This window comes from Streptomyces sp. NPDC096310, from assembly GCF_044763125.1.
Lineage (GTDB): Bacteria > Actinomycetota > Actinomycetes > Streptomycetales > Streptomycetaceae > Streptomyces.
Window position 1 is genome coordinate 60,786 of record NZ_JBIWFO010000025.1, and the last position, 23,607, is coordinate 84,392.

The 23,607-nt window shown below is 73.0% G+C and carries 21 protein-coding genes and 6 tRNA genes; 11 read left to right on the forward strand and 16 right to left on the reverse strand.

Going from position 1 to position 23,607, the window contains the following annotated elements; translation table 11 throughout:
• Nucleotides 1-15 precede the first annotated feature (15 nt).
• The gene (locus tag ACIQ7D_RS31615) at nucleotides 16-2,535 is read left to right on the forward strand and encodes an SCO7613 C-terminal domain-containing membrane protein (protein ID WP_403943508.1); all 2,520 of its coding nucleotides are present in this window, start codon (nucleotides 16-18) and stop codon (nucleotides 2,533-2,535) included.
• Nucleotides 2,536-2,626: 91 nt separating this feature from the next.
• On the opposite strand, the gene ACIQ7D_RS31620 is transcribed toward ACIQ7D_RS31615, so the two are convergent.
• Both ACIQ7D_RS31620 and ACIQ7D_RS31625 read right to left on the reverse strand, forming a co-directional pair.
• A tRNA-Val gene (locus ACIQ7D_RS31620) sits at nucleotides 2,627-2,698 on the reverse strand.
• 54 nt (nucleotides 2,699-2,752) lie between these two features.
• Entirely contained in the window at nucleotides 2,753-3,223 is a 471-nt protein-coding gene (locus tag ACIQ7D_RS31625) for a TIGR02611 family protein (protein ID WP_403943510.1), read from the reverse strand.
• Nucleotides 3,224-3,413: 190 nt separating this feature from the next.
• Here ACIQ7D_RS31625 and ACIQ7D_RS31630 point away from each other — a divergent pair, with 190 nt between their 5' ends.
• On the forward strand, nucleotides 3,414-3,827 hold the full coding sequence (locus ACIQ7D_RS31630) for an SsgA family sporulation/cell division regulator (RefSeq protein WP_003959770.1): 414 nt from the start codon (nucleotides 3,414-3,416) through the stop codon (nucleotides 3,825-3,827).
• Between the two features lie 206 nt (nucleotides 3,828-4,033).
• Nucleotides 4,034-4,603: a CGNR zinc finger domain-containing protein gene (locus ACIQ7D_RS31635; RefSeq protein ID WP_403943513.1), complete on the forward strand. Its 570-nt coding sequence runs from the start codon at nucleotides 4,034-4,036 to the stop codon at nucleotides 4,601-4,603.
• 123 nt (nucleotides 4,604-4,726) lie between these two features.
• Here the strand turns inward: ACIQ7D_RS31635 and ACIQ7D_RS31640 are convergent, their stop codons facing one another.
• Together ACIQ7D_RS31640 and ACIQ7D_RS31645 are read right to left on the reverse strand one after the other, a co-directional pair.
• Entirely contained in the window at nucleotides 4,727-4,879 is a 153-nt protein-coding gene (locus ACIQ7D_RS31640) for a hypothetical protein (RefSeq protein WP_329821645.1), read from the reverse strand.
• Between the two features lie 187 nt (nucleotides 4,880-5,066).
• A complete protein-coding gene (locus ACIQ7D_RS31645; RefSeq protein WP_403943516.1) occupies nucleotides 5,067-5,513 on the reverse strand; it encodes a hypothetical protein in 447 nt (148 codons plus the stop codon).
• Nucleotides 5,514-5,762: 249 nt separating this feature from the next.
• Between ACIQ7D_RS31645 and ACIQ7D_RS31650 the strand changes: the two genes are divergently transcribed.
• Entirely contained in the window at nucleotides 5,763-6,284 is a 522-nt protein-coding gene (locus ACIQ7D_RS31650) for a DsbA family protein (RefSeq protein WP_403943518.1), read from the forward strand.
• A gap of 81 nt (nucleotides 6,285-6,365) precedes the next feature.
• Here ACIQ7D_RS31650 and ACIQ7D_RS31655 read toward each other — a convergent pair whose 3' ends face one another.
• From ACIQ7D_RS31655 to ACIQ7D_RS31665, 3 genes are all read right to left on the reverse strand, one after another.
• Entirely contained in the window at nucleotides 6,366-7,205 is an 840-nt protein-coding gene (locus ACIQ7D_RS31655) for a GNAT family N-acetyltransferase (RefSeq protein ID WP_403943521.1), read from the reverse strand.
• A 77-nt stretch (nucleotides 7,206-7,282) separates the two neighbouring features.
• The gene (locus ACIQ7D_RS31660; protein ID WP_403943523.1) at nucleotides 7,283-8,110 is read right to left on the reverse strand and encodes an aminotransferase class IV; all 828 of its coding nucleotides are present in this window, start codon (nucleotides 8,108-8,110) and stop codon (nucleotides 7,283-7,285) included.
• A complete protein-coding gene (locus ACIQ7D_RS31665) occupies nucleotides 8,110-9,261 on the reverse strand; it encodes a chorismate-binding protein (protein ID WP_403943525.1) in 1,152 nt (383 codons plus the stop codon). Before ACIQ7D_RS31665 ends, ACIQ7D_RS31660 begins: the two co-directional genes overlap by 1 nt.
• 158 nt (nucleotides 9,262-9,419) lie before the next feature.
• Here ACIQ7D_RS31665 and ACIQ7D_RS31670 point away from each other — a divergent pair.
• From ACIQ7D_RS31670 to ACIQ7D_RS31690, 5 genes are all read left to right on the forward strand, one after another.
• Nucleotides 9,420-9,492, forward strand: a tRNA-Gly gene (locus tag ACIQ7D_RS31670).
• 36 nt (nucleotides 9,493-9,528) lie between these two features.
• A tRNA-Cys gene (locus ACIQ7D_RS31675) sits at nucleotides 9,529-9,602 on the forward strand.
• Nucleotide 9,603: 1 nt separating this feature from the next.
• Nucleotides 9,604-9,675: transfer RNA gene (locus tag ACIQ7D_RS31680), tRNA-Val, on the forward strand.
• 20 nt (nucleotides 9,676-9,695) lie between these two features.
• Nucleotides 9,696-9,767, forward strand: a tRNA-Val gene (locus ACIQ7D_RS31685).
• A gap of 54 nt (nucleotides 9,768-9,821) precedes the next feature.
• Nucleotides 9,822-9,893: transfer RNA gene (locus ACIQ7D_RS31690), tRNA-Val, on the forward strand.
• Between the two features lie 74 nt (nucleotides 9,894-9,967).
• On the opposite strand, the gene ACIQ7D_RS31695 is transcribed toward ACIQ7D_RS31690, so the two are convergent.
• From ACIQ7D_RS31695 to ACIQ7D_RS31705, 3 genes are all read right to left on the reverse strand, one after another.
• A complete protein-coding gene (locus ACIQ7D_RS31695; protein WP_403943527.1) occupies nucleotides 9,968-10,279 on the reverse strand; it encodes a zf-TFIIB domain-containing protein in 312 nt (103 codons plus the stop codon).
• A gap of 77 nt (nucleotides 10,280-10,356) precedes the next feature.
• On the reverse strand, nucleotides 10,357-11,412 hold the full coding sequence (locus tag ACIQ7D_RS31700; protein WP_403943529.1) for a phosphotransferase family protein: 1,056 nt from the start codon (nucleotides 11,410-11,412) through the stop codon (nucleotides 10,357-10,359).
• Nucleotides 11,413-11,652: 240 nt separating this feature from the next.
• Nucleotides 11,653-11,859, reverse strand: a complete 207-nt coding sequence (locus tag ACIQ7D_RS31705; RefSeq protein ID WP_403943531.1) for a hypothetical protein — start codon at nucleotides 11,857-11,859, stop codon at nucleotides 11,653-11,655.
• 646 nt (nucleotides 11,860-12,505) lie between these two features.
• Here ACIQ7D_RS31705 and ACIQ7D_RS31710 point away from each other — a divergent pair.
• The gene (locus ACIQ7D_RS31710) at nucleotides 12,506-13,807 is read left to right on the forward strand and encodes a serine/threonine-protein kinase (RefSeq protein ID WP_403943610.1); all 1,302 of its coding nucleotides are present in this window, start codon (nucleotides 12,506-12,508) and stop codon (nucleotides 13,805-13,807) included.
• 323 nt (nucleotides 13,808-14,130) lie between these two features.
• A complete protein-coding gene (locus ACIQ7D_RS31715; protein WP_403943533.1) occupies nucleotides 14,131-14,361 on the forward strand; it encodes a hypothetical protein in 231 nt (76 codons plus the stop codon).
• A gap of 136 nt (nucleotides 14,362-14,497) precedes the next feature.
• Here ACIQ7D_RS31715 and ACIQ7D_RS31720 read toward each other — a convergent pair whose 3' ends face one another.
• From ACIQ7D_RS31720 to ACIQ7D_RS31745, 6 genes are all read right to left on the reverse strand, one after another.
• Nucleotides 14,498-15,394 (reverse strand): TrmH family RNA methyltransferase, encoded by an 897-nt coding sequence (locus ACIQ7D_RS31720; RefSeq protein ID WP_403943536.1) that lies wholly within the window; start codon nucleotides 15,392-15,394, stop codon nucleotides 14,498-14,500.
• A 58-nt stretch (nucleotides 15,395-15,452) separates the two neighbouring features.
• Entirely contained in the window at nucleotides 15,453-16,676 is a 1,224-nt protein-coding gene (gene cobA, locus ACIQ7D_RS31725) for a uroporphyrinogen-III C-methyltransferase (protein ID WP_403943539.1), read from the reverse strand.
• 242 nt (nucleotides 16,677-16,918) lie between these two features.
• On the reverse strand, nucleotides 16,919-20,269 hold the full coding sequence (cobT, locus tag ACIQ7D_RS31730; protein WP_403943542.1) for a nicotinate-nucleotide--dimethylbenzimidazole phosphoribosyltransferase: 3,351 nt from the start codon (nucleotides 20,267-20,269) through the stop codon (nucleotides 16,919-16,921).
• Nucleotides 20,270-20,582: 313 nt separating this feature from the next.
• Nucleotides 20,583-21,803: a precorrin-6y C5,15-methyltransferase (decarboxylating) subunit CbiE gene (cbiE, locus tag ACIQ7D_RS31735; RefSeq protein ID WP_403943545.1), complete on the reverse strand. Its 1,221-nt coding sequence runs from the start codon at nucleotides 21,801-21,803 to the stop codon at nucleotides 20,583-20,585.
• Nucleotides 21,804-21,940: 137 nt separating this feature from the next.
• Nucleotides 21,941-22,618, reverse strand: coding sequence for a GNAT family N-acetyltransferase (locus ACIQ7D_RS31740; RefSeq protein ID WP_403943613.1), 678 nt, complete (start codon nucleotides 22,616-22,618; stop codon nucleotides 21,941-21,943).
• Between the two features lie 106 nt (nucleotides 22,619-22,724).
• Nucleotides 22,725-23,588 carry a MetQ/NlpA family ABC transporter substrate-binding protein gene (locus tag ACIQ7D_RS31745; protein WP_403943547.1) on the reverse strand — a complete coding sequence of 288 codons (864 nt, stop codon included), beginning with the start codon at nucleotides 23,586-23,588 and terminating at the stop codon, nucleotides 22,725-22,727.
• Between the last annotated feature and the right edge of the window lie 19 nt (nucleotides 23,589-23,607).

Consider the following 23,607-nt stretch of genomic DNA (forward strand, 5'->3'; position numbering starts at 1 on the left):
GCCACACTCCGTCGTATGGAGAACGTTCCGTACCCCGCCGGGGAACTGGCGCTCATCGACCAGGAATTGCACCGGCTGGAGGCGCGCAGAGGCCAGTTGCTGACGCGCCGCGCCTACCTGGTGACCGTCCTGTCCCGGCCCTCGGCCCCGCCCGCGGCGGCCGTCCGGGCCACCGGCTCCCCCGCCCCCGGCTCCCCCGCCACCGCCCCGCCGAGCGCGCAGAACGTGCTGCTCGCCCTCGGCGGTGTGCTGCTGGCGGTCGCTGCCATCGCCTTCACCCTGCTGAGCTGGGGCCGTCTCGGTATCGGCGGGCGCTCCGCGGTGCTGACGGTGATCACCCTCGCCGCGCTCGCCGCCCCGGTGGCGCTGCTGCGCCGGAGACTCTCCGCGACGGCCGAGGCCGTGGCGGGATTCGCTCTGGTGCTGACGGTCCTGGACGCGTACGCGCTGTACGCGGTGGCACTGCCGGGCGTGGACGGGCTGCGCTGCGCGGCCGTCGCCTGCGCGGTGCTCGCCCTGGTCTGGGGTGGGTACGGAGCGCTGCTCGGCGCCTTGCGCGGCCCGCTCCCCGCCGCTGTGATCATCGCTCAACTCCCGCTGTTCCTCTGGTCGGTGGCGGAGGGCCTGCCGGCTCTGACGGTGGCGTGGACGCTGCTGGCGACGGCCGCCCTGGACACGGCGGCCGCTCTGTGGCTGCTCTCCCGCGCCCCGGCGAACCCGCCGCGCCACGCGGCGGGGAGGGTCGCGCGGGGGCTGGTGACCGCCGCCGCGTTCACCACCGGGGGCGTAGCGCTGTCGGTGGCCGCCTGGTCGTCGGCGGGCGCGGGGACCCCGGCCGCGATGGCCGGCCCCGCCGTACTGCTGCTCACCGGCGCGGCGCTCGGGCTGGTCGTGGCCTGGCGGGCGCCGGGGGCGCCGGGGGCGGCGTGGGTGTGCGCGGCGGGGGCCGGGCTCGCCGCGGTCGGCGCGGTGGGCGGTCTGGTGCGTACGGTCGTGCCGGCGGGGTGGGCCGTTCTGGGCTATCTGCTCTGCGCCGTGGGCCTGTTGGCGCTGGTACGGACCCGGCTGCCGCGTCCCGTGCTCCAGGGGCTCGGCGCGGCGGGCGGCGCGGTGACGGGCGCCGCGCTGCCGTGGGCGCTGCCCTCGGTCGTGGCCACGCTGCTGGGCGGGGCGACCCGGCTCACGGCGATCTGGTCGGGTCCGCCGGACGGGACGCGGGCGGCGCTCGGGGTGCGCCTCGCGTCGTCCTGGCAGATCACCACGCCGCTGGTGCTGGCGACCGCCGCCGGGACGCTGTTCGCCGCGTACCGCCTGCTGCCGCGCCTGGCACCTGGTGTCGTGCCGCTCGCCGACGTAGGGCGGTCGCGTACGGCGGCGCTGTGCGGGGCGGGCGTGCTCGGCTGGGCCACGGTGCTGGTGGTGCCGGTCGTGGCGGATCTGCCCTATGCGGTGGCGCTCGTCGTCCCGCTGGGCCTGACGGCGGTGGCGCTGGCGCTCACCGTCCGGCCGTGGAGCCCGATGGGGAAGGCCGGGGCGCTCACCGCGCTGATCCTCTCGCTGACGGGCGCGGCCTCGGTGGCGCCGCTCTCCCTCGCGACCCGGCCGGCGACGCCGACCGTCTGCGCGGCGCTGTCGGCGCTGTTCGCGGGGGCGGCCGTGGCGCTGCGGACCGCGCCGGTACGGAGCCGGGAGGGGAGCGGGGACGCGGCGCTCGGGGAGCCGGTGCGCGCGCTCCTGGCCTGTGTGTCCGTCGGTTTCGCGACGGCCCTGGTGGTCGCCGCGTCGGCGGCGGCCGGGCTGCCCGTCGAGGCCGTCGCGGTGGCGGTCCTGGCCGTACCGGCGGCGGTGGCGCTGCTCGGCGTGCGGCTGCGCGAGCATCCGGTGGCGGGGCCGGTCGAGAGCGCGGGCGCCGTAGCCGGGCTGCTCGCGGCCGGGCTCGCCCTGGGGAGCCCGCCGGTGCTGGCGCTGGTGCTCGCGCTGGGCGGCGTGATCGCGGCGGGTACGGCGGTACGTGCCGAGCGGCGGCGGGTGGCGGGGTACGCGGCGACGGTGCTCTTCGTCGCGGCGACATGGGTACGGCTGGGCGCGTCGGGGGTGTCGGTGCCCGAGGCGTACACGCTGCCGGTGACGGTGGCCGCGCTGGCGGTGGGGGCGGCACGGCGGCGCCGGGACCCGTCGGCGTCGTCATGGACGGCGTACGGGCCCGGGCTGGCGGCGACGCTCGCGCCGAGCCTGCTGGCCACGTGGGGCGACCCGCACTGGGCGCGCCCGCTGCTGCTGGGGCTCGCGGCCCTGGCGCTGACGCTGGCCGGGGCCCGGCTGAGGCTGCGGGCGCCGCTGGTGCTGGGCGGGGCGGTGCTGGCGCTGGTGGCGCTGCATGAGTTGGCGCCGTACGTGGTGCAGGTGGCGGGCGCGCTGCCGCGCTGGCTGCCGCCGGCCCTGGCGGGGCTGCTGCTCCTGGGGGTGGGCGCCACGTACGAGCAGCGGCTGCGGGACGCGCGCCGGGTGCGCCGGAGCCTGGGCCGGATGCGCTGAGCCGACCGGCCGCGGGGTGCCCGGAGTGCTCCGCGGCCGGAAACGACCGAGGTCCCGACGACGTTTCCGTCGTCGGGACCTCGGTTCCGGGTGGGCGATACTGGGTTCGAACCAGTGACCTCTTCGGTGTGAACGAAGCGCTCTCCCACTGAGCTAATCGCCCGGGCGCAGGGCATACGTTACCCCATGTCAGGGGCGTCCCCGGACGCGTCACCGGTCACTGGTCGATCTTCCAGGGCAGGACGATGCCGAACTTCCACAGATAGATCCCGGCCAGCACGCAGAAGATCACCAGACCGGCGGTCGTGAGGATGATGTTGCGGCGCCTGACCTTGGGGTCGAGGGCCTTCTGCGCGGCTTCCCTGACCTTGCGCCGGGTCCAGCGCAGAACGAGCTGGGCCCAGACGAACTCGGTCGCCCAGATCGCCATGCCTGCGAAGATCACCACCCATCCCGGGCCGGGCAGCACCAGCATGGCCACGCCCGCGGCGACCACCGCGAGACCGGCCAGGAAGACGCCGACCTGCCAGCTCACATGAAGTGGCCTGGACGCCTTGATGAAGCGCGGCGCGCGGGAACCCAGCGCCCGCTCGGGCGCCACCGTCCCCTCCGCCGTCATGTCCCCCGTGGCGGGCTGTGTCGCCGCGGGGGCGACAGCCTGGTCCCGCTCGTGACTCTGCGCGTGCATGAGTCCCAACGTACCCGAATCGCCGGGATCACTGGAATGGCGGTACGAGTCGAAGTACCACACCGCCGTACGAGCTACCTGAAGCATCGCAAAACAGACAGAGGGGTTTACAACGGCACCGTAGGTGGCATGTCGATTTCGCCGACGTGCGAATCCCCGAGCGCACACTGAGCGAAAGGCCCTGGCGCTTATGAACACCACGGTCAGCTGCGAGCTGCACCTGCGCCTCGTTGTATCGAGCGAGTCCTCACTGCCTGTACCCGCGGGCCTGCGGTATGACACGGCCGATCCCTATGCCGTGCACGCCACCTTCCACACCGGAGCCGAAGAGACGGTCGAGTGGGTCTTCGCCCGCGACCTTCTCGCCGAGGGGCTGCACCGGCCCACCGGCACCGGCGACGTCCGCGTCTGGCCGTCCCGCAGCCACGGTCAGGGCGTCGTCTGCATCGCTCTGAGCTCCCCGGAGGGCGAAGCCCTGCTGGAGGCCCCCGCGCGGGCCCTGGAGTCGTTCCTCAAGAGGACCGACGCCGCGGTGCCACCAGGCACCGAGCATCGTCACTTCGATCTCGACACGGAGCTCTCCCACATCCTGGCCGAGAGCTGAGCCAGGCAGAGAGCTGCACGGCGCCGTCCGACTCGGGGAGACGGCGCCGCGCGGACAACCGCATACGGAGGACACCGGCGCCGGCGCCGCGGAACCCACCGCGGCGACGGCGCCGGCGCGTATGCCTGGCGTCACATCTGCCCCGGACGGTCTAAAGTCGTCCGGGTTCGGCGGGCACCGGCCCGCGGCAGGCCAGGGAGCGGACCGTGCTGATTCCACACGACACCCGGATCGCCCTCGACACGGTCGTCGATCTGGTGAACACCGCTCCGGAGGCCGACACGGGCCCGGACGCGGTGGACCGGCTCGCGGGCCTCGGGGCGCTGTACGAGTTCGTACGGACCCACAACGTCAGCGGCGTGGACGACCTCGGTGAACGGGATCTGCGCGCCGTGCGGGAGGTACGGGCCCGCTTCACGGAGGTGTTCGCGACACCGGACGCCCGGGCCGCGGCCGATCTGATCAATCAACTGGTGGCGGCCGCGGGCACGACCCCGCAGCTCACCGACCACGACGGCTACGACTGGCACGTGCACTACTTCGCGCCGGGCGCCTCGGTGGCCGACCATCTCGCGGCCGACTGCGGCATGGCGCTGGCCTTCATGGTCGTGGCGGGCGAGCAGGACAGACTGCGCCGCTGCGAGGCGCCGGACTGCGGGCACGCGTTCGTCGACCTGTCGCGCAACCGCTCGCGCCGTTACTGCGACAGCCGCACCTGCGGCAACCGGCTGCATGTCGCCGCGTACCGGGCACGCCGCAAGGAAGCGGCCGGCTAGTGCCCCTCCCAGCAAGCTTTGCCCCGTCGCGGCACTGGAACATCGCCGAGTGACGACAACGCCGCGGATGTGCGGGCGGGGCGCCTCCCCGCGGGGGAAACTTCGGGCTCACTCATCCAGGCCTCATAGCAGGAACAGATCGTGCACGGCGGCCATCAGCAGCAGCGCGCCGATCACCGTCAGAAAGATCATCAACGGTGGCTGGGAGAGCGCGAACAGACAGCCGCGCGGCTCCTCGGTGGGGGCGGGGTTCTCACCCCGTGAGCTATCGAGCATCTCGGGGCGATCATGGCTCACCGCGCACCCGGTCGATGACCAACCAGGCATGATCGGCCCGGGAGTTCATCATATTCCGTGGAAAAAGGCCCGGAACCCGCACAGGATCCCGGTGCACCTGGCATGCTGCCGGGCACCTCGCGGGGCGCCCCGGCGGACCGAAAGGGTCACCAGGGCGTACGAGCGGTCAGATGCCGTGCTTCTTCAGGATGGCCTCGATGTCGCTGAAGTCGTCCCCGGACCGCGTGGGCTCCGGTGTCGCCCGGGGCCGGTCGGCCGGTCGGGCCCCGGCGCCCAGGGAGGGCGCGGACGCGGCGGGCTCGACCGCCCCGCCCCTGGCCGCCTTCGCCGCCGCCCTGCGCTCCTTGCGCGTACCGCCACCGCGCCGCTCCACCGCGCGGGTCGTCATGAAGAGCACCCACGCCACCGCGAGCACCCCGAAGCCCGCCCAGGCGACCGGGCTGAAGGCCGTGCCCGCCGCCCACTTCACGATGCCCGTCATCACCAGACCGATCGGGACCAGCGCGTACGCGGCGATCCGGGTCGCGGCGAGGAACCGCTTGCGGTACGCCGCGATCACGGCGATGCCCAGGCCCGCCGCAGACACCGCTGAGCAAATGGTCTCGGCAATCATCGGGTCCTCCAGGCATCGCGCGTCAACGGCCGAACTCGTCTTCCCTCCATCCTGCACCTGGCACCGGGGTCGGGGCCACGGTGCGGGGCCCCGACCGGCGGATCTGGGGGAGATCTCGGGGGCGATGTCGTCCGCAGGTCCCGGTCGGCGGCCCCGCCGGGACGAGAACCCCGGCGAGGAGCCCCGGGGCCGAGAGCCGCCCTCGGGCCCTCGGGCACGGCGGGGCCGGCCTGCTGGAAGACTGGGGCCATGAACGACTCCACCACCGCGCGCCCCGTCGTCCTCGACCTCTGGTGCGAACTCCAGTGCCCCGACTGCGACCGCGCTCTTGAGGACGTCCGTGCGCTGCGCGCCCGTTACGGCGACCGGCTGGACGTACGGCTTCGGCACTTCCCGCTGGAGAAGCACCGGCACGCGTACGCCGCCGCCCAGGCCGCCGAGGAGGCCGCCGAACAGGGCAGCGGCTGGCCGTATGTGGAGGCCGTCCTCGCCGGGACCGAGGAGCTGACCGCCCGGGGCGAGCCGTTTCTGCTGGAGGTGGCGCGCGAACTGGGGCTGGACGCCGAGGAGTTCGACACCGCACTGATCGACGGCCGCCATCTGCTGGCCGTCGACGCCGACCAGGCCGAGGGCAAGGCGATCGGGGTGACCGGTACGCCCACGTACGTCATCGACGGGGAGCGGCTCGACGGCGGCAAGAGCCAGGACGGGCTGCGGGAGCGTATCGAGGCGATCGCCGACCGGCTGCTGGCCGCCGACGGGGCGTCGTAGGCCGCCGACCGACCGGAAAGAACCGGAAAAGGACCGGAAAGGACTGGAAAGGGCCGGAGAGAGATCCGAGGCGCAGGACGGTCAGAGGAGCGGCCGGACGAGGTTGTACTGCGTCGTCCGGTATCCGAGCGAGGTGTAGAGCCTCAGCGCCGGAGTGTTGGTCGTGAAGACGTGCAGCCCCAGCAGGGGCGGTCCGGTCTCCGCGGCGACCTTTTCGGCGAGCAGCATCAGGGCGCGGCCGTAGCCCTTGCCGCGCTGGTCCTCGGCCACCTCCACGTCGTACACGTACGAACCGGGCCGGCCGGGGCGCACCTCGCGCGGCGCGACCCAGACATGGCCCACGGCGGCTCCCTCGTGGACGAGGACGGTGAACGAGACACCCGGTGTGGCCAGTCCCCGGGGGAGGTTGTCGCGGTGGCTCGCCTCCGACTTGGCGCGGGCCTGCTCGGGCGGTACGCCGCGGTCGGTCCAGCTCCGCGCGAAGTCACCGACGGAGCGGGCGCGCCAGAGCGCGTACTCGGCCTCGGTCATGGGGCGGCCCTCGACCCCCTCGGGGAGCGCCGGCGGCCCTGGGAGGAGTTCCTTGTCCATGTTGCGGCTGCGCTCGGTGTATCCCAGGCTCTCCGCCAGACGCAGCGCGGCGTCGGCGCCGGCCGGTACGAGCGCCTGCGCCTGGTCGCACCCCCAGCCCCGCAGCGCCTCCTCGGCGGCGAGCACGGCGACGGTGGCCCGGCCGCGGCGGCGGTCGGGTCCGTCGATCCGGAGGGAGCGGACGAGGCCGGCCCGGTGGGCGAAGCCGGGGTCCGTGGCGATCTCGACCGCACCGACGGGGCGGCCGTTCACGCAGACCTCGTAGGAGCGTGACTTCGTGCCGTCGTCGGCCTGTCGAAGCGGACCGGTGGGCCTCAGGGTGGTGGTCATCAGGGGAGTTCTACCCCCGCCGAGGCGTGTCCGTCACCCCATTAAGGCCCACGGAACCCCGTGCGGGCCCATGAGGCTCAGGGATCGAGATCGGCGCCGGACCGCTCCTCGAAGACGCGCATCGCCTTGCCGGTGACCGGCCCGGGGGCGGCGGCGGCGTCGAAGGACCGGCCGTCGATCCGGTGGACGGCCTGGACGTCGCGCAGCGTCGAGGTCAGGAAGATCTCCTCGGCGTGCTCCAGGGCGTCGAACGGCAGCTCCGTCTCGCGGGCGCCGCACCATTCGACGGTCAGTTCGCGGGTGATGCCGGCGAGACAGCCGGACGCGAGGGGCGGGGTGTGCAGCACTCCGTCGAGGACGACGAACACGTTGGAGCCGGTGCCCTCGCAGAGCGCGCCGGTGGTGTTGGCGAAGAGCGCCTCGCTGGCGCCCCGCTCGTGCGCGTGGGCGAGCGCGACGACGTTCTCCCCGTACGACGTGGTCTTGAGCCCGGTCAGGGCGCCGCGTTCGTTGCGGGTCCAGGGGACGGTGACGGCGGCGGTGGTGTCGGGGCGGCGCTCCGTCTCGCCGACGGCGACGACCAGGGTGGCGCCCGCGTCGCCGCGGTCGGAGCCGAGCGGGGAGACTCCCCCGGTGTATGTGACGCGCAGCCGGCCCCGTTCCATCGGGTTGGCGTCGAGCACGGCCGTACAGGCGCGGCGTACCTCGTCCAGGTCGGGTTCCGGCAGGCCGAGGCCGTGCGCGGAGCGGGCCAGCCTGCGCAGATGGCGGGTGAGGGCGAAGGGGCGGCCCCGGACGGCCTTGACCGTTTCGAAGACGCCGTCGCCGACGGTCAGTCCATGGTCGAGCACGGACACCCGGGCGGCGTCGGCCGGGTGGAGTGCGCCGTTGACCCAGATCCTCATCACACGGTCCTTCCGCTGATCGCTGTCGCACCGGGGCGGGTGCCGACGCCGGGGTCGGTACCGGGTTCGTCCCGGGCCGATCCGGAGTCGTCGGCTCCGGGCCGGTAGGTGCCCGACGCTATCGCGAGCAGCCGGGACGCCTTCAGCTCGGTCTCGGCCCACTCCCCCTCCGGGTCGGAGCCCCAGGTGATCCCGGCGCCCGCGCCGAAGCACAGAACGGGGCGGCCGTGCGTGGCGCGGTCGATCCAGAACGTACGGATCCCGACGGCCAGCTCGGCCGTGCCCCGGTCGGCGTCGACCCAGCCGATGCCGCCGCAGTAGGGTCCGCGCGGGGCGGTCTCCAGCTCCTCGATGATCGTCAGCGCGCTGGACTTGGGGGCGCCGGTGACCGAGCCGGGCGGGAACGTCGCGGCGAGCAGTTCGGCCCACCCGGCCCGCTCGGTGAGTTCGCCCCGTACGGTCGAGACGAGATGGACCAGACCGGGGTGGGGTTCGAGCGCACAGAGGGCGGGGACGGTGACGGATCCACCGGCGCAGACGCGGCCCAGATCGTTGCGGACGAGGTCCACGATCATCACGTTCTCGGCGAAGTCCTTCTCCAGCAGGTCCGCCGCGGTTCGCCCGGTGCCCTTGATCGGCCCCGACTCGACGGTGCGTCCGTCGCGGCGCAGATACAGCTCGGGCGAGGCGGTGGCGATCTCCACGCCGTGCGCGGGCAGCCGGATCGTCCCGGCGTACGGCGCAGGGTTGTCCCGGGCGAGCAGCGCGGTGAGCGCGTCGATGTCGGCGGAGGCGGGGCCGGTCGTGGCGGACCCGGGCAGCGGGGCGGTCAGGACGCGGCAGAGGTTGGCCTGATAGACGTCGCCCGCCGCGATGTACTCGCGGATCCGGCGCACGCCCTTCGTGTACGCGGCGCGGTCGAGGGACGACGTCCAGTCACCGGCGTCGGGGCCCCGCCACCGCCCGGGGACCGGCGCGGGCACCGGCTCATGCCGTATGTCGTCGAAACGGGCGCAGGTCAGGCGGCCTTCGAAGTCCGCGGCGACGGCCCAGAACCCGGCGGAGTCCAGCGCCTCCGGATCGTGGGTGACATCCCGCAGACCGGAGGCGACGAGGCCGCCGAAGCGGGCCAGCGGAGCGAGGTCGTGCACGCTTGCGAGTCTAGAACAGGCCCCGCCGGACGGCTCCGGGCCTCACGCGCGGCGAAGGTACCGCGTCACGCTGCGGAAACGCGTTTTTGTGCTGGCCCGGGAATCCGCTAGAGTTCAACACGTCGCCGGGCCGCGCAGACGGGCCCGGGAAACGGCACGCGGACGTAGCTCAGTTGGTAGAGCGCAACCTTGCCAAGGTTGAGGTCGCCAGTTCGAACCTGGTCGTCCGCTCGATGGTGGGGCGTTTTCCCGAACCCCCACACTCTTGGTGGAGTGGCCGAGAGGCGAGGCAACGGCCTGCAAAGCCGTCTACACGGGTTCAAATCCCGTCTCCACCTCCAAGGACGATTAGCTCAGCGGGAGAGCGCTTCCCTGACACGGAAGAGGTCACTGGTTCAATCCCAGTATCGTCCACTGGATCCTTCTGGATTCCCGCGCGATTAGCTCAGCGGGAGAGCGCTTCCCTGACACGGAAGAGGTCACTGGTTCAATCCCAGTATCGCGCACGTAGTATGCAGTGCCACGCAGTACGCAGCGATTGCAGTTTGTGTGAGTCGCCCGCGCGATTAGCTCAGCGGGAGAGCGCTTCCCTGACACGGAAGAGGTCACTGGTTCAATCCCAGTATCGCGCACCGCCCAGAACCCCCGGCCGCCACCTCGGCGACCGGGGGTTCTGTCGTGTGCGACCTCGGTGTCGTCAGGGGCCTCAGGAGGAGAAGAGCATGCGCCCGAAGCTCTTGTGACGGTGGTGTCCGCCGTGGTGGCCTCCGTGCTGCCCCCCGTAGGGGGCGCCGTGCTGCGGGGCGCCCCAGGCGGGGGCGGGCGCCGCCGGGTACGCCTGCGGCGGCGGGGCCTGCTGCACGGGCGGCGCCTGCTGGCTCCACTGCGACTCCAGGCGGGTCAGGGACTCCAGTTCGCCGTAGTCGAGGAAGATTCCCCGGCAACCGCTGCACTGTTCTATCTGGACGCCGTTGCGGTTGTACGTGTGCATCGCCGCGCGGCACTTGGGACACTGCATGGTCGCATCGCTCCTCGTCGGTCGTCCGGCATCGCCGGAGATCGCCGGAACACGCGCCCGGCGACCGTTCGTTCACCCTACGACGACGCCTTCGACTCCAACTCGGTTGCGAGGCCCGCGATCCGGTCACAGGCGTCGATCGTCAACAGCTCCACCTCGTCCAGCTCCCGGTCCTCGGCGAGGGACTTGACGACGGCGAGCGCCGCGGTCTGCACCGTGAGCGCGCGGGCGGCGACATCCAGATACGGCCAGGGATCGGCGGCCGGATCCGCGGGTACGGCGGGGCCCCGCGCGGCCCGGTAGGCGCCGAGGAACCGCTGCCAGGGCTCCGGGGGCAGCAGCCCGGTGGCGTACCAGGCGGCGGGGCGGGCCAAGTCCCAGGCGGGGGCGCCGAGTCCGAGGTCGTCCACGTCGATGAGGACCCACGGGCCGTCGGGGGCGGGGTGGCGTACGAGCTGGCCGAGGTGCAGATCGCCGTGGCACAGCGCGTACGGACCCGGCTGCGGCGCCTCGCCCCGCGCCCAGGCGGGGAGCCGTTCCCAGGCGCGCCGCACGGGCACCGCGGCGGGGTGCGGTCCCGCGGCACTCAGCCGGGCCAGGGCGCGGGCGGCCTTGGCGGGGCCGCGCATGGCGGGCAGGCCGCCGGGCACCGGCCCGGTCGGGGGCGCGGGCGGAGGGCCGGTCAGTGCGGCGGGCGGGACGCGGTGCAGTCGGGCGATGAGCGTCCCGGCCTGCTCCCACGGGGCGGCGTCGGGGTCGACGGGGTCGACCGGGTCCCCATAGGGCCAGGCGGTGACCGGACGTCCGTACACCTCCTCGGTGGGCGTGAGGAGCGGCGGCAGCAGGATGCCGGCGAGCCGGGGGTGCGCGGCGACGGCGAGCCTGGCGCGGTGGCCGGCGGGGTCCGTCCCGTCGGCGTGCGCCTTGGCCACGGCCCTGCCGTGCCGTACGACGGTTCCGTCGGGGCGGTCGGCGAGCACGGTGGGGCTCTGGTGGCAGATATGGCAGATATGGCAGATGGGGCAGGCGGGGTCGGCGGAGCCGGCGTGGCAGGGGGTGGTGGGTGCGTCCGGGGTGGGATGGGCCGCTTCGTGGGCTAGGTGGCCGAGCGCGTGGACGACGGATGCGGTCACGGTGGTCCCCGGGGATGCGACGGTGTGCGGGCGTGGAGCGCGTGAGCGCGTGAGCGCGTGGAGCCTACGCCGTGTCGCCGTACGGGAGGGGCAGCGGTCGTCCGTGGGCGGAAAAGCGCGATGGCCGGTCAGCTCCCCAGCTAACCGGCCCACCGCTGCCGTCCGCCGCACCCCCGTCCCCACGGGGTTGTTGGCCGGATGTCCCCGACCCGGGCCGCTCTCCCGGGTCCGGGGCGCCGCTCAGCGCCCCAGCATCACGCCCACGGACGACGCCTGTGTGACCACTGCTTCCCAGCCGCCGAAGACGACGACGAGCAGGGCCGCCAGAGGAAGGACCATGGCCGTCGCCACCAAGGGGTGGCGCGTCCCGGACGGGCGACTGCCGAACGCGGCGTACGCCTTGCGTCCTCGCGTGCGGATCATTGCCCGCGCTGCCGTGTCCGCCATGGTCCTTCTCCTGTCCCGATTCGACAGCGGCGAGTATCCGACCTCGGGGGACGAGTTCCTCACCCGCCGCTTGATCTCAAGACTAGGGACACCTGGATGTCGGGGCGTCATGCCCGCGTACCTATTGCCGGGCCTCCCGGAGGATGAGCCGTGGACCGGCGGCGTACTCCCCAGGGTGGAGAGCGGGCCCCACGCGTTGGGGTCTTCCCGGAGGGGATGATCCACGATGCCTAACGGAGGACCGGCCTCTCGCCCGGAAGGATGACGCGCGTACCCGGGGACGCGGCTCCTCGGGCGGGTGATCCGGGGTCCGCGCGTCCCCGGGCCGGGGCTCGGGTACCTCTGCTCGGCCGCCGGCCCCCTTGCTGATCCGCTGCTGATCCACTTCTGGTGACATCTCTCACGTCCTCCGCTCCCCCGCCGGGCGGCGGACCCTCCGTACATCCGTTCCTCCCAATCCCCTTTGTGCGCACGACCCTTGGGATCACCACCGGCCGGGCCGGGCGGTCACTCCGACGACTGACCAATCTTCAATTTCGGCGCCCCGCACTGACAATCGGTCGGTGCGCGAGGGCGCGGCCTATGAGCGCACCCGGGCACAGGTACGTAAGCTGTGCCACGTCACACGGACGACCGGGCAGCGGGGATGGACATGGCGATGATGCGGCTCCGGCGCGAGGACCCGCGTGTCGTCGGCTCGTTCAGACTCCACCGACGGCTCGGGGCGGGCGGCATGGGCGTCGTCTACCTCGGTTCCGACCGGCGCGGCCAGCGGGTCGCGCTGAAGGTGATCCGGCCCGACCTCGCGGAGGACCAGGAGTTCCGGTCGCGGTTCGCCCGCGAGGTCTCCGCCGCACGGCGCATCCGCGGCGGCTGTACGGCCCGGCTGGTAGCCGCCGACCTGGACGCCGACCGCCCGTGGTTCGCCACCCAGTACGTACCCGGCCCCTCGCTGCACGACAAGGTCAACGAGGAAGGCCCGCTGCTCGCCGCCGAGGTCGCCTCGGTGGGCGCCGCGCTCTCCGAAGGTCTGGTCGCCGTCCACGAGGCCGGGGTCGTCCACCGCGATCTCAAGCCGTCGAACATCCTGCTCTCCCCCAAGGGCCCGCGCATCATCGACTTCGGCATCGCGTGGGCCACCGGCGCGTCCACCCTCACGCACGTCGGCACGGCGGTCGGATCGCCCGGCTTCCTCGCACCCGAACAGGTGCGCGGAGCCGCCGTCACCCCCGCCACGGACGTCTTCTCGCTGGGGGCCACGCTGGCGTACGCGGCGACCGCCGACTCCCCGTTCGGACACGGCAGCTCCGAGGTCATGCTCTACCGGGTGGTCCACGAGGAGGCGCACCTCCACGGCGTACCCGACTCCCTCGCGCCACTCGTACGGGCCTGCCTGGCGAAGGACCCGGAGGAACGTCCCAGCACCCTCCAGCTCTCGATGCGGCTCAAGGAGATCGCCGCGCGGGAGGCACAGGGGCTCATCGACAGCCGACCGCCCGTACAGCGGACCCGCGGCGGCCAGGAGCCCGCGGCGGGCGGGCTGACCGAGCGGTACACGGAGCGGGAGGTCGTGCGCGGCTCACAGGGCCGGGGGGCGCCCGGGGCGGCCGACGGCTCCGGGCCGCGTCCGGGAAGCTCCGCCTCCCGGACGGGGGGCACGGCCCCCTCCCGTACCGGCGGCGCCGGCTCGTCCCGTACCGGCGGAACGCCCGGCCGGACGGGCTCCTCCGGCGGGCGCGGCGGCTCGGGCTCCACCCGGCCCCCGAGGCCCCGGGACGCCGCCCGGGGGGCTGCGGGACGCACGAAGGGCCGGCCGGCGGCCGGGCCGCGGACCCGCTCGTCCAAGCTGCGGCCCGCGAACCCGCGGCTGCTGCGGCAGCGGCTGATCGTCTTCGTCGTCGTGACGCTCATCGTCGCGCTGGGGATCGCGGCGGCGCAGCAGCTCTGAGGGGGCGGGCGCGGGGGCCGCGGGCCGGGAGCGGCGCCGACTGGATTGTTACGTTTCCGGGCGGCCCGTGGTGACCGCGTAGAGTCCCCGAAACGCTCATCACCAACGATCCGGCCGAGGCCCGCGCCTTCATTGAGGGTCTGCCCGGCCGGGTTGCCGCGTACAAAGCCCTCGGAAATCAGGGCCCCAGCGGCATCGACGGCAAGCCTTATGCGCTGTGGACCACCGAGGTCCGTGCCTCGGAGATCACGCACAGCGTCGGCCTCACCGCCCACCAGTTCCAGGAGTGGATCCCGAAGACGTACAACATCCGTCTGACGGTCGTGGCTGATCAGTTTTTCGCGGCGAAGATCCACAGCGCCTCGGAGGCCGCACGCATCGACATCCGTACGGACTACGACAGCCACACCTACGAGCCCTGCGACGTGCCGGGTCCAGTCGCCATGGGCGTTCGCAAGCTACTGCGCGTCTTCTGCCTCCATTACGCCGCCCTGGACTTCCTCGTTGGTGAGAGTGGGGAGTGGCACCTGATCGACGTGAACCCGAACGGGTAGTGGGCGCAAGTTTGTCCGGCCTGGCCCCGCCATCGCCGGCCCCCGCGCGAGACGCGCTCGACGCCCGACTCCCCCGTTCCTGGTTCAGAGGCTCGCGGGCGCGCCCCGCACATCGAAGATTCCCCGATCTCCAACGTCAGGCGGGCCTCGGCCGCGTCGCATAGAAGGCCACTGCTGAGGCCGCCGCGACGTTAAGTGAGTCGACTCCGGCCTCCATCGGGATGCGGACGTGCTCGTCTGCCGACAGGAGCGCTTCGGTGGACAGCCCGTCCCCCTCGGTCCCGAAGATGAGCGCCAGCTTTTCATAGTGCCGCGAGGCGAGTTCGTCGAGAGTTATCGACTGCTCGCCGAGGCAGAGCGCCGCCGTGACGTAGCCAGCCTCCCGGAGAAGCTCGACATCTTTCGGCCACGACTCCAGCCGGGTCCACGGGACCTGGAAGACTGCCCCCATCGAGACCTTCACGGCCCGCCTGTACAGGGGATCCGCACACCGAGGAGTAAGGAAGATCGCGTCGACTCCGAGGGCTGCCGCGCTACGGAAGGCGGCCCCGAGATTGGCGTGATCGACGATGTCTTCGAACACCGCCACGCGCTGACCTGTAGACTTTTGCGGACTTGAAGCGAAGATCGCGCCGATGTTGGTGTGGTCGTTGACCGCCTCCATGACAGCGACCCGGCGGGCCGTACGGAGTACGTCGGCCACGGCGGGCAGCGGCTTGCGCGCCATGGAGGCGAGAGCGCCGCGGTGCACGTGGTAGCCGGTGACCCGCTCGGCGAGTTCGGGGCTGACCGCGTAGACCGGTGCCCGCGCCTCGTCGATGACGTCGCGCATGGTCTCGACCCACTTGGCGGAGAGCAGCATCGACCGCATGGTGTAGCCGGCCTGGCCGGCCCGGCGGATGACCTTCTCGCCCTCCGCGATGAACAGCCCCTCGGCGGGTTCGCGGCGGCGCCGCAGTTCGACGTCGGTCAGCCCGGTGTAGTCGGCCAGGCGCGGGTCGTCGGGGTCCTCTACGGTGATGAGTTCGGCCACGGGGGTGTGGTGCCCTGTCCTGTGCGGGGGTTGGTGTGGGTGTGTGGGTGTGGGCGGTTCAGGCGCCGTTGCCCAGCGTTACCACGTCACCGATGACGATGACCGCGGGCGGCCGTACCGCCTCGGCCCGCACGACCTCCCCCACCGTCGCGAGCGTGGCGTCCACGCGGCGCTGGGCGGCGGTCGTGCCCTCCTGGATCAGCGCCACGGGGGTCTCGGGGGCCTTGCCGTGCTCGACCAGCGCCCGTGCGATGGAACCGATCTTGTCGACCGCCATCAGCAGGACGAGCGTGCCGCGCAGCCGGGCGAGCGCGGCCCAGTCGACCAGCGACCGCTCGTCGTCCGGGGCGACATGGCCGCTGACGACGGTGAACTCATGGGCGACGCCCCGGTGCGTGACAGGGATCCCGGCGGCGCCCGGCACACTGATCGAGCTGGAGATGCCCGGGACGACCGTGCACGCTATGCCCGCCGCGGCGAGCGCGTGCGCCTCCTCCATGCCCCGGCCGAAGACGAACGGGTCGCCGCCCTTGAGCCGGACGACGGCCTTGCCCGCCTTCGCATGCTCGATCAGGGCGGCGTTGATGGCCTCCTGTGCCATGAAACGGCCGTACGGGATCTTCGCGGCGTCGATCACCTCGACATGCGGCGGCAGCTCGTCCAGCAGATCGCGCGGGCCGAGCCGGTCGGCGATGACAACATCCGCCTCGGCGAGCAGCCGGCGGCCCCGCACCGTGATCAGATCGGGGTCGCCGGGGCCGCCGCCGACGAGCGCCACGCCGGGGGTACGGGTGCGGTGGTGCGGCGCGGCGAGCGTGCCCTCCCGCAGCCCCTCGACGATGGCGTCGCGGACGGCGGCGGAGCGGCGCGGGTCGCGCCCGGTGAGCACCGCGACGGTGACGCCTGCGCTGCGGCCCGTCGCCGGGGTCCAGGCGGTGGCCGCCTCCGCGTCGTCGCTGCGTACGCACCAGACCCGGTCGCGCTCGGCCTCGGCGGAGGCGGTGCGGTTGGCCTCGGGGTCGCTGGAGGCGATCAGCGCGTACCAGGCTCCGGCGAGATCGCCCTCCTCGTACCGCCGCCGCTCCCAGCGGATCTCGCCGGCCGCCGCCATGGCCTCGACGGACGGCTTGGCCGAGGGCGAGACCAGCACGATGTCGGCGCCCGCGGCGATGAGCGAGGGCAGCCTGCGCTGCGCGACCTGGCCTCCGCCGACGACGACGACGCGCCGCCCGGAGAGGCGGAGTCCTACGGGGTAGGCGGGGTGGTCGGCGTGCTGGGCCATGTGGGCGGGGGCTCCTCGGGCGGTGGGGCGGGGGTTCGGGTTCGGGTGCAGGTGGGTGGTGTGTGAGGTTCGGTCCAGCTTACGCGGCGGGTGGTGGGCAGGAGGGGCGCGGATGCGGTGCACGGGAAGGGTGCGGGTGCCGGGGCCTCCGGACACGTACCTCCTCCGACCCCGACCCCCTCCCGCCTGTGGGCGCCCCTGCCCCCCCCGGCCGGAGCGGGGAGGGTGGGTGCCGGACGGTGCTACTTCTCCGTCACTCCTGCCGAGTCGAACGTCGCGACCTCGTGCATCGCCCGTGCCGCGCTCTGGATCACCGGCAGTGCCAGCAGCGCACCGGTACCCTCGCCCAGGCGGAGGTCCAGATCGACCAGGGGGCGCAGGCCGAGCTTGTTGAGGGCCGCCACATGGCCCGGCTCCGCGCTGCGGTGGCCCGCGATGCAGGCCGCCAGGGCCTCCGGGGCGATCGCACGGGCGACCAGTGCCGCCGCGCCCGCGCTGACGCCGTCCAGGATCACCGGCGTACGCATCGACGCACCGCCGAGCAGGAAGCCGACCAGTGCCGCGTGTTCCAGTCCGCCGACGGCCGCGAGGACGCCGATCGGGTCGGCCGGGTCCGGCTGGTGGAGGTCGAGAGCGCGGCGGACCACGTCAACCTTGCGGGCGTGCATCTCATCGTTGATGCCGGTGCCCCTGCCGGTGACCTCCGCCGGGTCCTGCCCGGTGTAGACGCAGATCAGCGCGGCCGAAACCGTGGTGTTGGCGATGCCCATCTCACCGGTGAGCAGCGCCTTGTTGCCCGCGGCCACCAGATCGCGGGCCGTTTCGATGCCCACCTCGATCGCCGCGAGGACTTCTTCGCGGCTCAGCGCGGGGCCGGTCGTGAAGTCGCCCGTGCCCGCGCGGACCTTGCGGGGCAGCAGGCCCGGGGTTGCCGGGAGATCGCCCACCACGCCCACGTCCACGACGCAGACCTCCGCGCCGACCTGGGTCGCGAACGCGTTGCAGACCGCGCCACCCGCCAGGAAGTTGGCGACCATCTGGCCGGTCACCTCCTGCGGCCACGGGGTCACCCCCTGCGCGTGCACCCCGTGGTCGCCCGCGAAGACCGCGACGGCGGCCGGTTCGGGGATGGGGGGCGGGCAGAGCCGGGAGAGGCCGCTGAGCTGTGCCGAGATGATCTCCAGCATGCCCAGCGCACCGGCCGGCTTCGTCATCCGTTTCTGGCGCTCCCATGCCTCCCCCAGCGCCTTGGCGTCCAGCGGGCGGATTCCGGCGACGGTCTCCTGGAGCAGGTCGTGCGGCTCCTCACCCGGCAGGGCGCGGCGGCCGTACGTCTCCTCGTGGACGACCCAGGACAGGGGGCGGCGCTTCGACCAGCCCGCCTGCATCAGCTCGGGCTCCTCGGGGAACTCGTCGACGTATCCGACGCACAGGTACGCCACGACTTCGAGGTGTTCCGGCAGGCCCAGGACGCGGACCATCTCGCGCTCGTCGAAGAAGCTGACCCAGCCGACGCCCAGGCCCTCGGCGCGGGAGGCGAGCCAGAAGTTCTCCACGGCGAGCGCGGAGGAGTACGGGGCCATCTGGGGCTGGGTGTGGCGGCCCAGGGTGTGCCGGCCGCCACGGGTCGGGTCCGCGGTGATGACGATGTTCACCGGGGTGTCGAGGATGGCCTCGATCTTCAGTTCCTTGAACTGCTTGGCCCGGCCCTTGGGCAACGATTTGGCGTAGGCGTCGCGCTGACGCTGGGCCAGTTCGTGCATGGACCGGCGGGTTTCGGCGGAGCGGATGACGACGAAGTCCCAGGGCTGCGAGTGGCCCACGCTGGGCGCGGTGTGCGCGGCTTCCAGGACGCGGAGCAAAACCTCGTGCGGGATGGGGTCGGAGCGGAAGCCGTTGCGGATGTCACGGCGCTCGCGCATCACCCGGAGTACGGCGTCCCGCTCGGCTTCGTCGTAGCCGGAGGGCGCCGCCGTGCCCTCCGTGCCCTCCGTGACCTCCGGGACCTCCGGGACCTCCTGGGGCTCTTGAACCTCCTGGGGTTCTTGAACCTCTTGGACCTCTTGGACCTCTTGGACCTCTTGGACCTCTTGGGGCTCCGGGGTTTTCTCCTTGGCCGCCGGGGCTTCCGGGGGCTCCTGGGTGTCTGAGGTCTCCTGGGGGTCGGGAGTCTGCTGGGGGGCGGGGCCGGCCTTGCTCTCCCCGAGCTCGGGAGTCTCCAGTGCCTCTTGCGGAGCGGGCGCCGGAGTGGCCTCGTCGGGGACCGGGGCCGAGGGCGCCTCTGCCGCGACGGGCTGCGGCTCGGGCTCGGGGGCAGGCTCCACCACGGGTTCGGGCTCGGGGGCGGGAACGGGCGCCGCCTCCGGCGTGGGGGCCGCCACGGGCTCGGGCGTCGGTGCCTGCTCCGCCACGGGCTCCGGGGCCGGTTCGGGCTCGAGGGCGGGTTCGGGCTCCGGGGCCGGTTCGGGCTCCGGAGGTTCCGCCGCTGCCGGCTCAGGTTCCGGCTCGGGTTCCGGCTGCACCTCCGCTACGGGTGCGGGTGCGGGTGCCTCGTCGGGCACCGGCTGGGGCTCCGGGGCTTCGGGCACCGGTTCGGGGGTAGGGGCGATCGGCTCGGGCTCGGGGATCGCGGCAGCCGGCTCGGGAACCGGTTCCGGTTGCGGGGCCGGGGGTTCCTCGGCCGCCGCCATCTGCTCCGGCTCGGTGGGCTCCGTCGGCTCGGGCTCAGGGACGGCCGTCTCCGCCGGGGGCTCCTGCGCCGCCTCCGCCACGGCGGGCGGTGTCTGGGGGCGGGGGCGTACCCGGACCGCCTGTGTCGGCGCGCCGGCCGGGCCGCGGTCGGCGAGCGAGCGGACCACACCGCCCGTCGGGTCGGGCACCGGCGGGCCCATGTGCAGCGGGCGGCGCGGCGGGGCCGGTGCGGCCGCCGGGGGCGGGGCCGCCGCCGGGGGCGGGACGCGTACGCCGTTCAGGTCGACCGAGCCGGAGTCCCGGCCACCGGCCTCGTGCGCGTCCGGCTGGTGCGGTACGGCCGCGGGCTCCTCGGCCTCGGGCGCGGCGGCCGGGGGCTGCGGTTCGTCCGGAAGGACCTGTTCCGCGGGGGCCTCGTACGTCTCGGGGGTCGCCGGCGGGACCTGGGCCTCCACCTGTGGCACCGGCTCCGTCACCGGCTTTTCTATGGGAGGCACTTGCTGGACGGGCACCTGCGCGGCGGCGTACTCCTCCGGGGTGGCGTACGGGGCCGCGGGGGCGTACGTCTCGGCGGGGGCGTACGTCTCGGGCGCGGCGGCGGCGTAGGTCTCCGGGGGCGCGTAGCCCTCGGGGACCCCGTACGCCTGCTGGGGCGCCGTCGCGTAGGCGTCGGGCGCGTACCCCTCCGGCGTGGCGTAGGCGGTGTGCGGTTCCGCCGGGACGACCTGGGGGTCGCTCCAGCCGCCCTGCGAACTCGGCATCAGCAGCAGGTCTTCGTCCTCGGTGGCGGGCCCGGAGGGGGTCAGGTAGGTGTACGTGCCGGGAGCGGGGACGCCCGGCTGTTCCACCATGCCTGCGTTCTCCGGCAGTCCCTCACCCGGGACCTGGCCGGTGTCAGTCATGCGTACCCCTCGCCCATTGTTTCCGCTCCTTCGGCCCTTCCACCGGGGCGCCCGATCCGCGGCGTGTGTCCGGCGCCCGTCAGGAACAACGAGCGTGGGCGCCGCGCGGCACGAGTCGACCCGTGGTCTCCCCGTGGTGTCACGGCTTCCCTCGGCCCGCTGTGGACTGCGCCACGTCGCGCGTCCCCCCGGTCGCTGTACCACATCAGGGCTTAAAACGGGCCCCTTTTCCGGACATTGACGAACGAAGCGACGAACGACCGGCAGCGGTACAACGATCGGCCAGCCTACCTCGCGTCGGGTCGCGGCAGGGTCATGGGGCGAGGTCCTGACGCCGTCCGGAGACCAGGAAGACGACGGAACGGTCGCGCTCGGTCCAGCTTCCGGTGTCGAGCGCGACGGACTGGAGGAGGGCGCACTCCACCGCATATCCCCCTCCGGCCAGGGCCGTTCCGACGGCTTCGGCCTCGTCCCGGGTGGCGGCGTGGGTGACGATGCGCTCCGGCCTGCGGTCGGCGCAGGCGATGACGACATCGACGCCGCCGCCCCCGATCCGTACGACGTCGGGTTCGGGGAGCCGTTCCAGTACATGGGGCGCCCGGCCCTGGACGACCTGGAGCTGGACGCCGGCGCGGCGGGCGGCGGCGGCCGTGCTGGCGCAGGCGCCGGGTTCGTCGTCGACGGCGATCACGGCCGCGCCGAAGCGGGCCGCCTCCGCGGCGACCGCCCCGCTGCCGGAGCCGATGTCCCAGATCAGGTCGCCGGTACGGGCGCCGATCCGGGCGAGTTGGGCGGCGCGCAGCCAGGTGGACTCGCCCTCGTCGAGGTTGATGCCGTACTCCTCGCCGGGCAGCGCCCAGCCGCGGTGCTCCGGCGGGTAGCCGGGGTCGCGGCCGGCGATCCAGCCGCCGGACGGGGCGAGCGAGGTGCCGATGCCGCCGATGGCGATGACGACGTTGGGGTCGCGCCAGACGTGGTCGGCGGCCTTGTCGGAGGTGAGGACGGTGACCTGTTCGCGATCGGTGCCCAGTTCCTCGCAGATGACGAAGGTGCGGTGGACGCCGTCGAGGAGCAGGGCGAGTTCGGCGGGGCCGGCGCCCGGGGAGGTGAGGACGGCGACCTTGGTGTGGGCGCGGACGACATTGACGGCGCGGCGCAGGGTACGGCGGTGGGCGACGACGATCTGGGCGTCGTCCCAGGCCATGCCGGCCCGGGAGAAGGCGGCGGCCACGGCGGAGACCGCGGGGACGACTTCGACCTCCAGGCCGTGTTCGGGGGCGCGCAGGGCGCGTACGACACCGAAGAAGCCGGGGTCGCCGTCGGCGAGGACGACGGCGGTGCCGCGGTGTCCGGCGATCCGGCGGGCCGCCAGGTCGATGGAGCCGAGTCTGATGCGCTCGGCGCCGGCGGGTACCTCGGGGAGGGCGAGATGGTGGGCGGCTCCGGCCACCAGGGTGGCGGCCGAGAGCGCGGACCTGGCGGCTGCGGTGAGGGGCGAGCCGTCCCAGCCGATCACCGTGACGCGGTCGGCCATCGTCGTCAGTCTCCCGAAGGTAGTCGCGGGCGGGGATGCCGCTTCGTACGCCCTGGGGCACGACGAGGCACGGTGAGAGTACCTGGCGTGGTGGAACGACGGCCGGGCGGAGGTGGTGAAGTTCCGGGGGCGGCCGGTCAGCGCCAGTCGGGGTAGGAGGCGTAGCCGCCCGCGTCGGCCATCTGCTCGCCCATGCCTTCGAGATCCTCGGGGAGCAGGCTCCAGACGATGAGGTCGGTGCGGATGTCGGTCCAGCCGCCGTCCTCGGTCTGCGAGCGCGCTATCCAGGCGTTGCGCAGGACGCCCTCGCTGATGCAGCCGATCTTCTGCGCGACCTGCTGGGAGGCGGTGTTGTCGGCGGGGGTGCGCACCTCGATGCGTTCGAACCCCAGGTCGCCGAAGAGCCACTGGGCGACCGCGAGCATGGCTTCGGTGGCGTATCCCTCGCCGCGTGCCCAGGGGGCGGTGACGTAGGCCGCCTCGGTGGCCAGCGCGCGCCAGTTGGTGCGGCGCAGCCGGACGACGCCGACGAGCCGCTGGGTCAGGAACTCGTGGACGGCGAAGGCGATCCCGCGTCCGGTGCGGCGTTCGTTGGGGGCGATTCTGCGCACCCACACCTCGGCGTCCTTGTGAGTGTACGGATGGGGCACGGAGGTCCAGGCCGTGACCATCTCGTCGTTCATCATCTCGATGTGCGCCGGGATGTCCGTGAGTTCGTAGGGGCGCAGCACCAACCGCTCCGTGCTGATGGAGACGTCCGGAAAGGTGGTAGTCATGCGAGCTCCATGCCTCAGTCCGTCGTAAATGCACAGCATGCAGCATCCGGATGGGATGCGCATGGCCGGGTCGGTACGGATGCGTGTGCCCCGCACACGCTGCGTGTGTGCGGGGCATGCGCGGACAAGGACGTTACCGCTGTGGCTACTTGGCCGCGCCGAAGGAGGCGATGACGGAACCGTCGTAGGTGTCGTCGATGTACTTCTTGACCTCGTCCGAGTTGAGGAGCTCGGCGAGCTTCTCGACGCGCGGGTCCTTCTCGTTGCCGCGCTTGACGGCGAGGAAGTTGGCGTACGGGTTGCCGTCGGCCTTCTCCAGGGCGAGGGAGTCCTCGGCGGGCTTGAGCTTGGCCTCGATGGCGTAGTTGCCGTTGATGACGGCGGCGTCCACGTCGTTCAGGGCGCGGGGCAGTGTGGCGGCCTCCAGTTCCTTGAACGTGAGGCCCTTCGCGTCCTTGACGGAGGAGAGGTTGGCGTCGGTGCCGACGCCGTCCTTCAGTGTGATCACACCGTTGTCGGCGAGCAGCTTGAGCGCGCGGCCCTCGTTGGTGGTGTCGTTGGGGATGGCGACGGTCCGGCCGGCCTTGAGGCTTCCCAGGTCCTTGACCTTGTGGGAGTAGAGGCCGAGGGGTTCCAGCTCGACGTTGACGACGGGCACGATGTCGGTGCCCTTCTTCTTGTTGAAGTCGTCGAGGTAGGGCTTGTGCTGGAAGAAGTTGGCGTCGACCTCGCCGCTCTGGGTGGCGGTGTTCGGCAGGACGTAGTCCGTGAACTCCTTGACCTCCAGCTTGAGGCCCGCCTTCTCCGCCAGGTTCTTCTTGACGAAGTTCAGGATGTCGGCGTGCGGCGTCGGGGACGCGGCGACGACCAGCGGCTTCGACGGGTCGGCGGAGGCTCCGGCGGCGGAGGCTCCGCCGCCCGGGTCCGAGGAGGTGCCGCAGGCGGCGAGGCCCAGGGCGAGGGCCGTGGTGACGGCCGCGGTCGCGGTGATCTTGAGGGTGGTACGCACGAAGAGTGCCTCTTTCCGG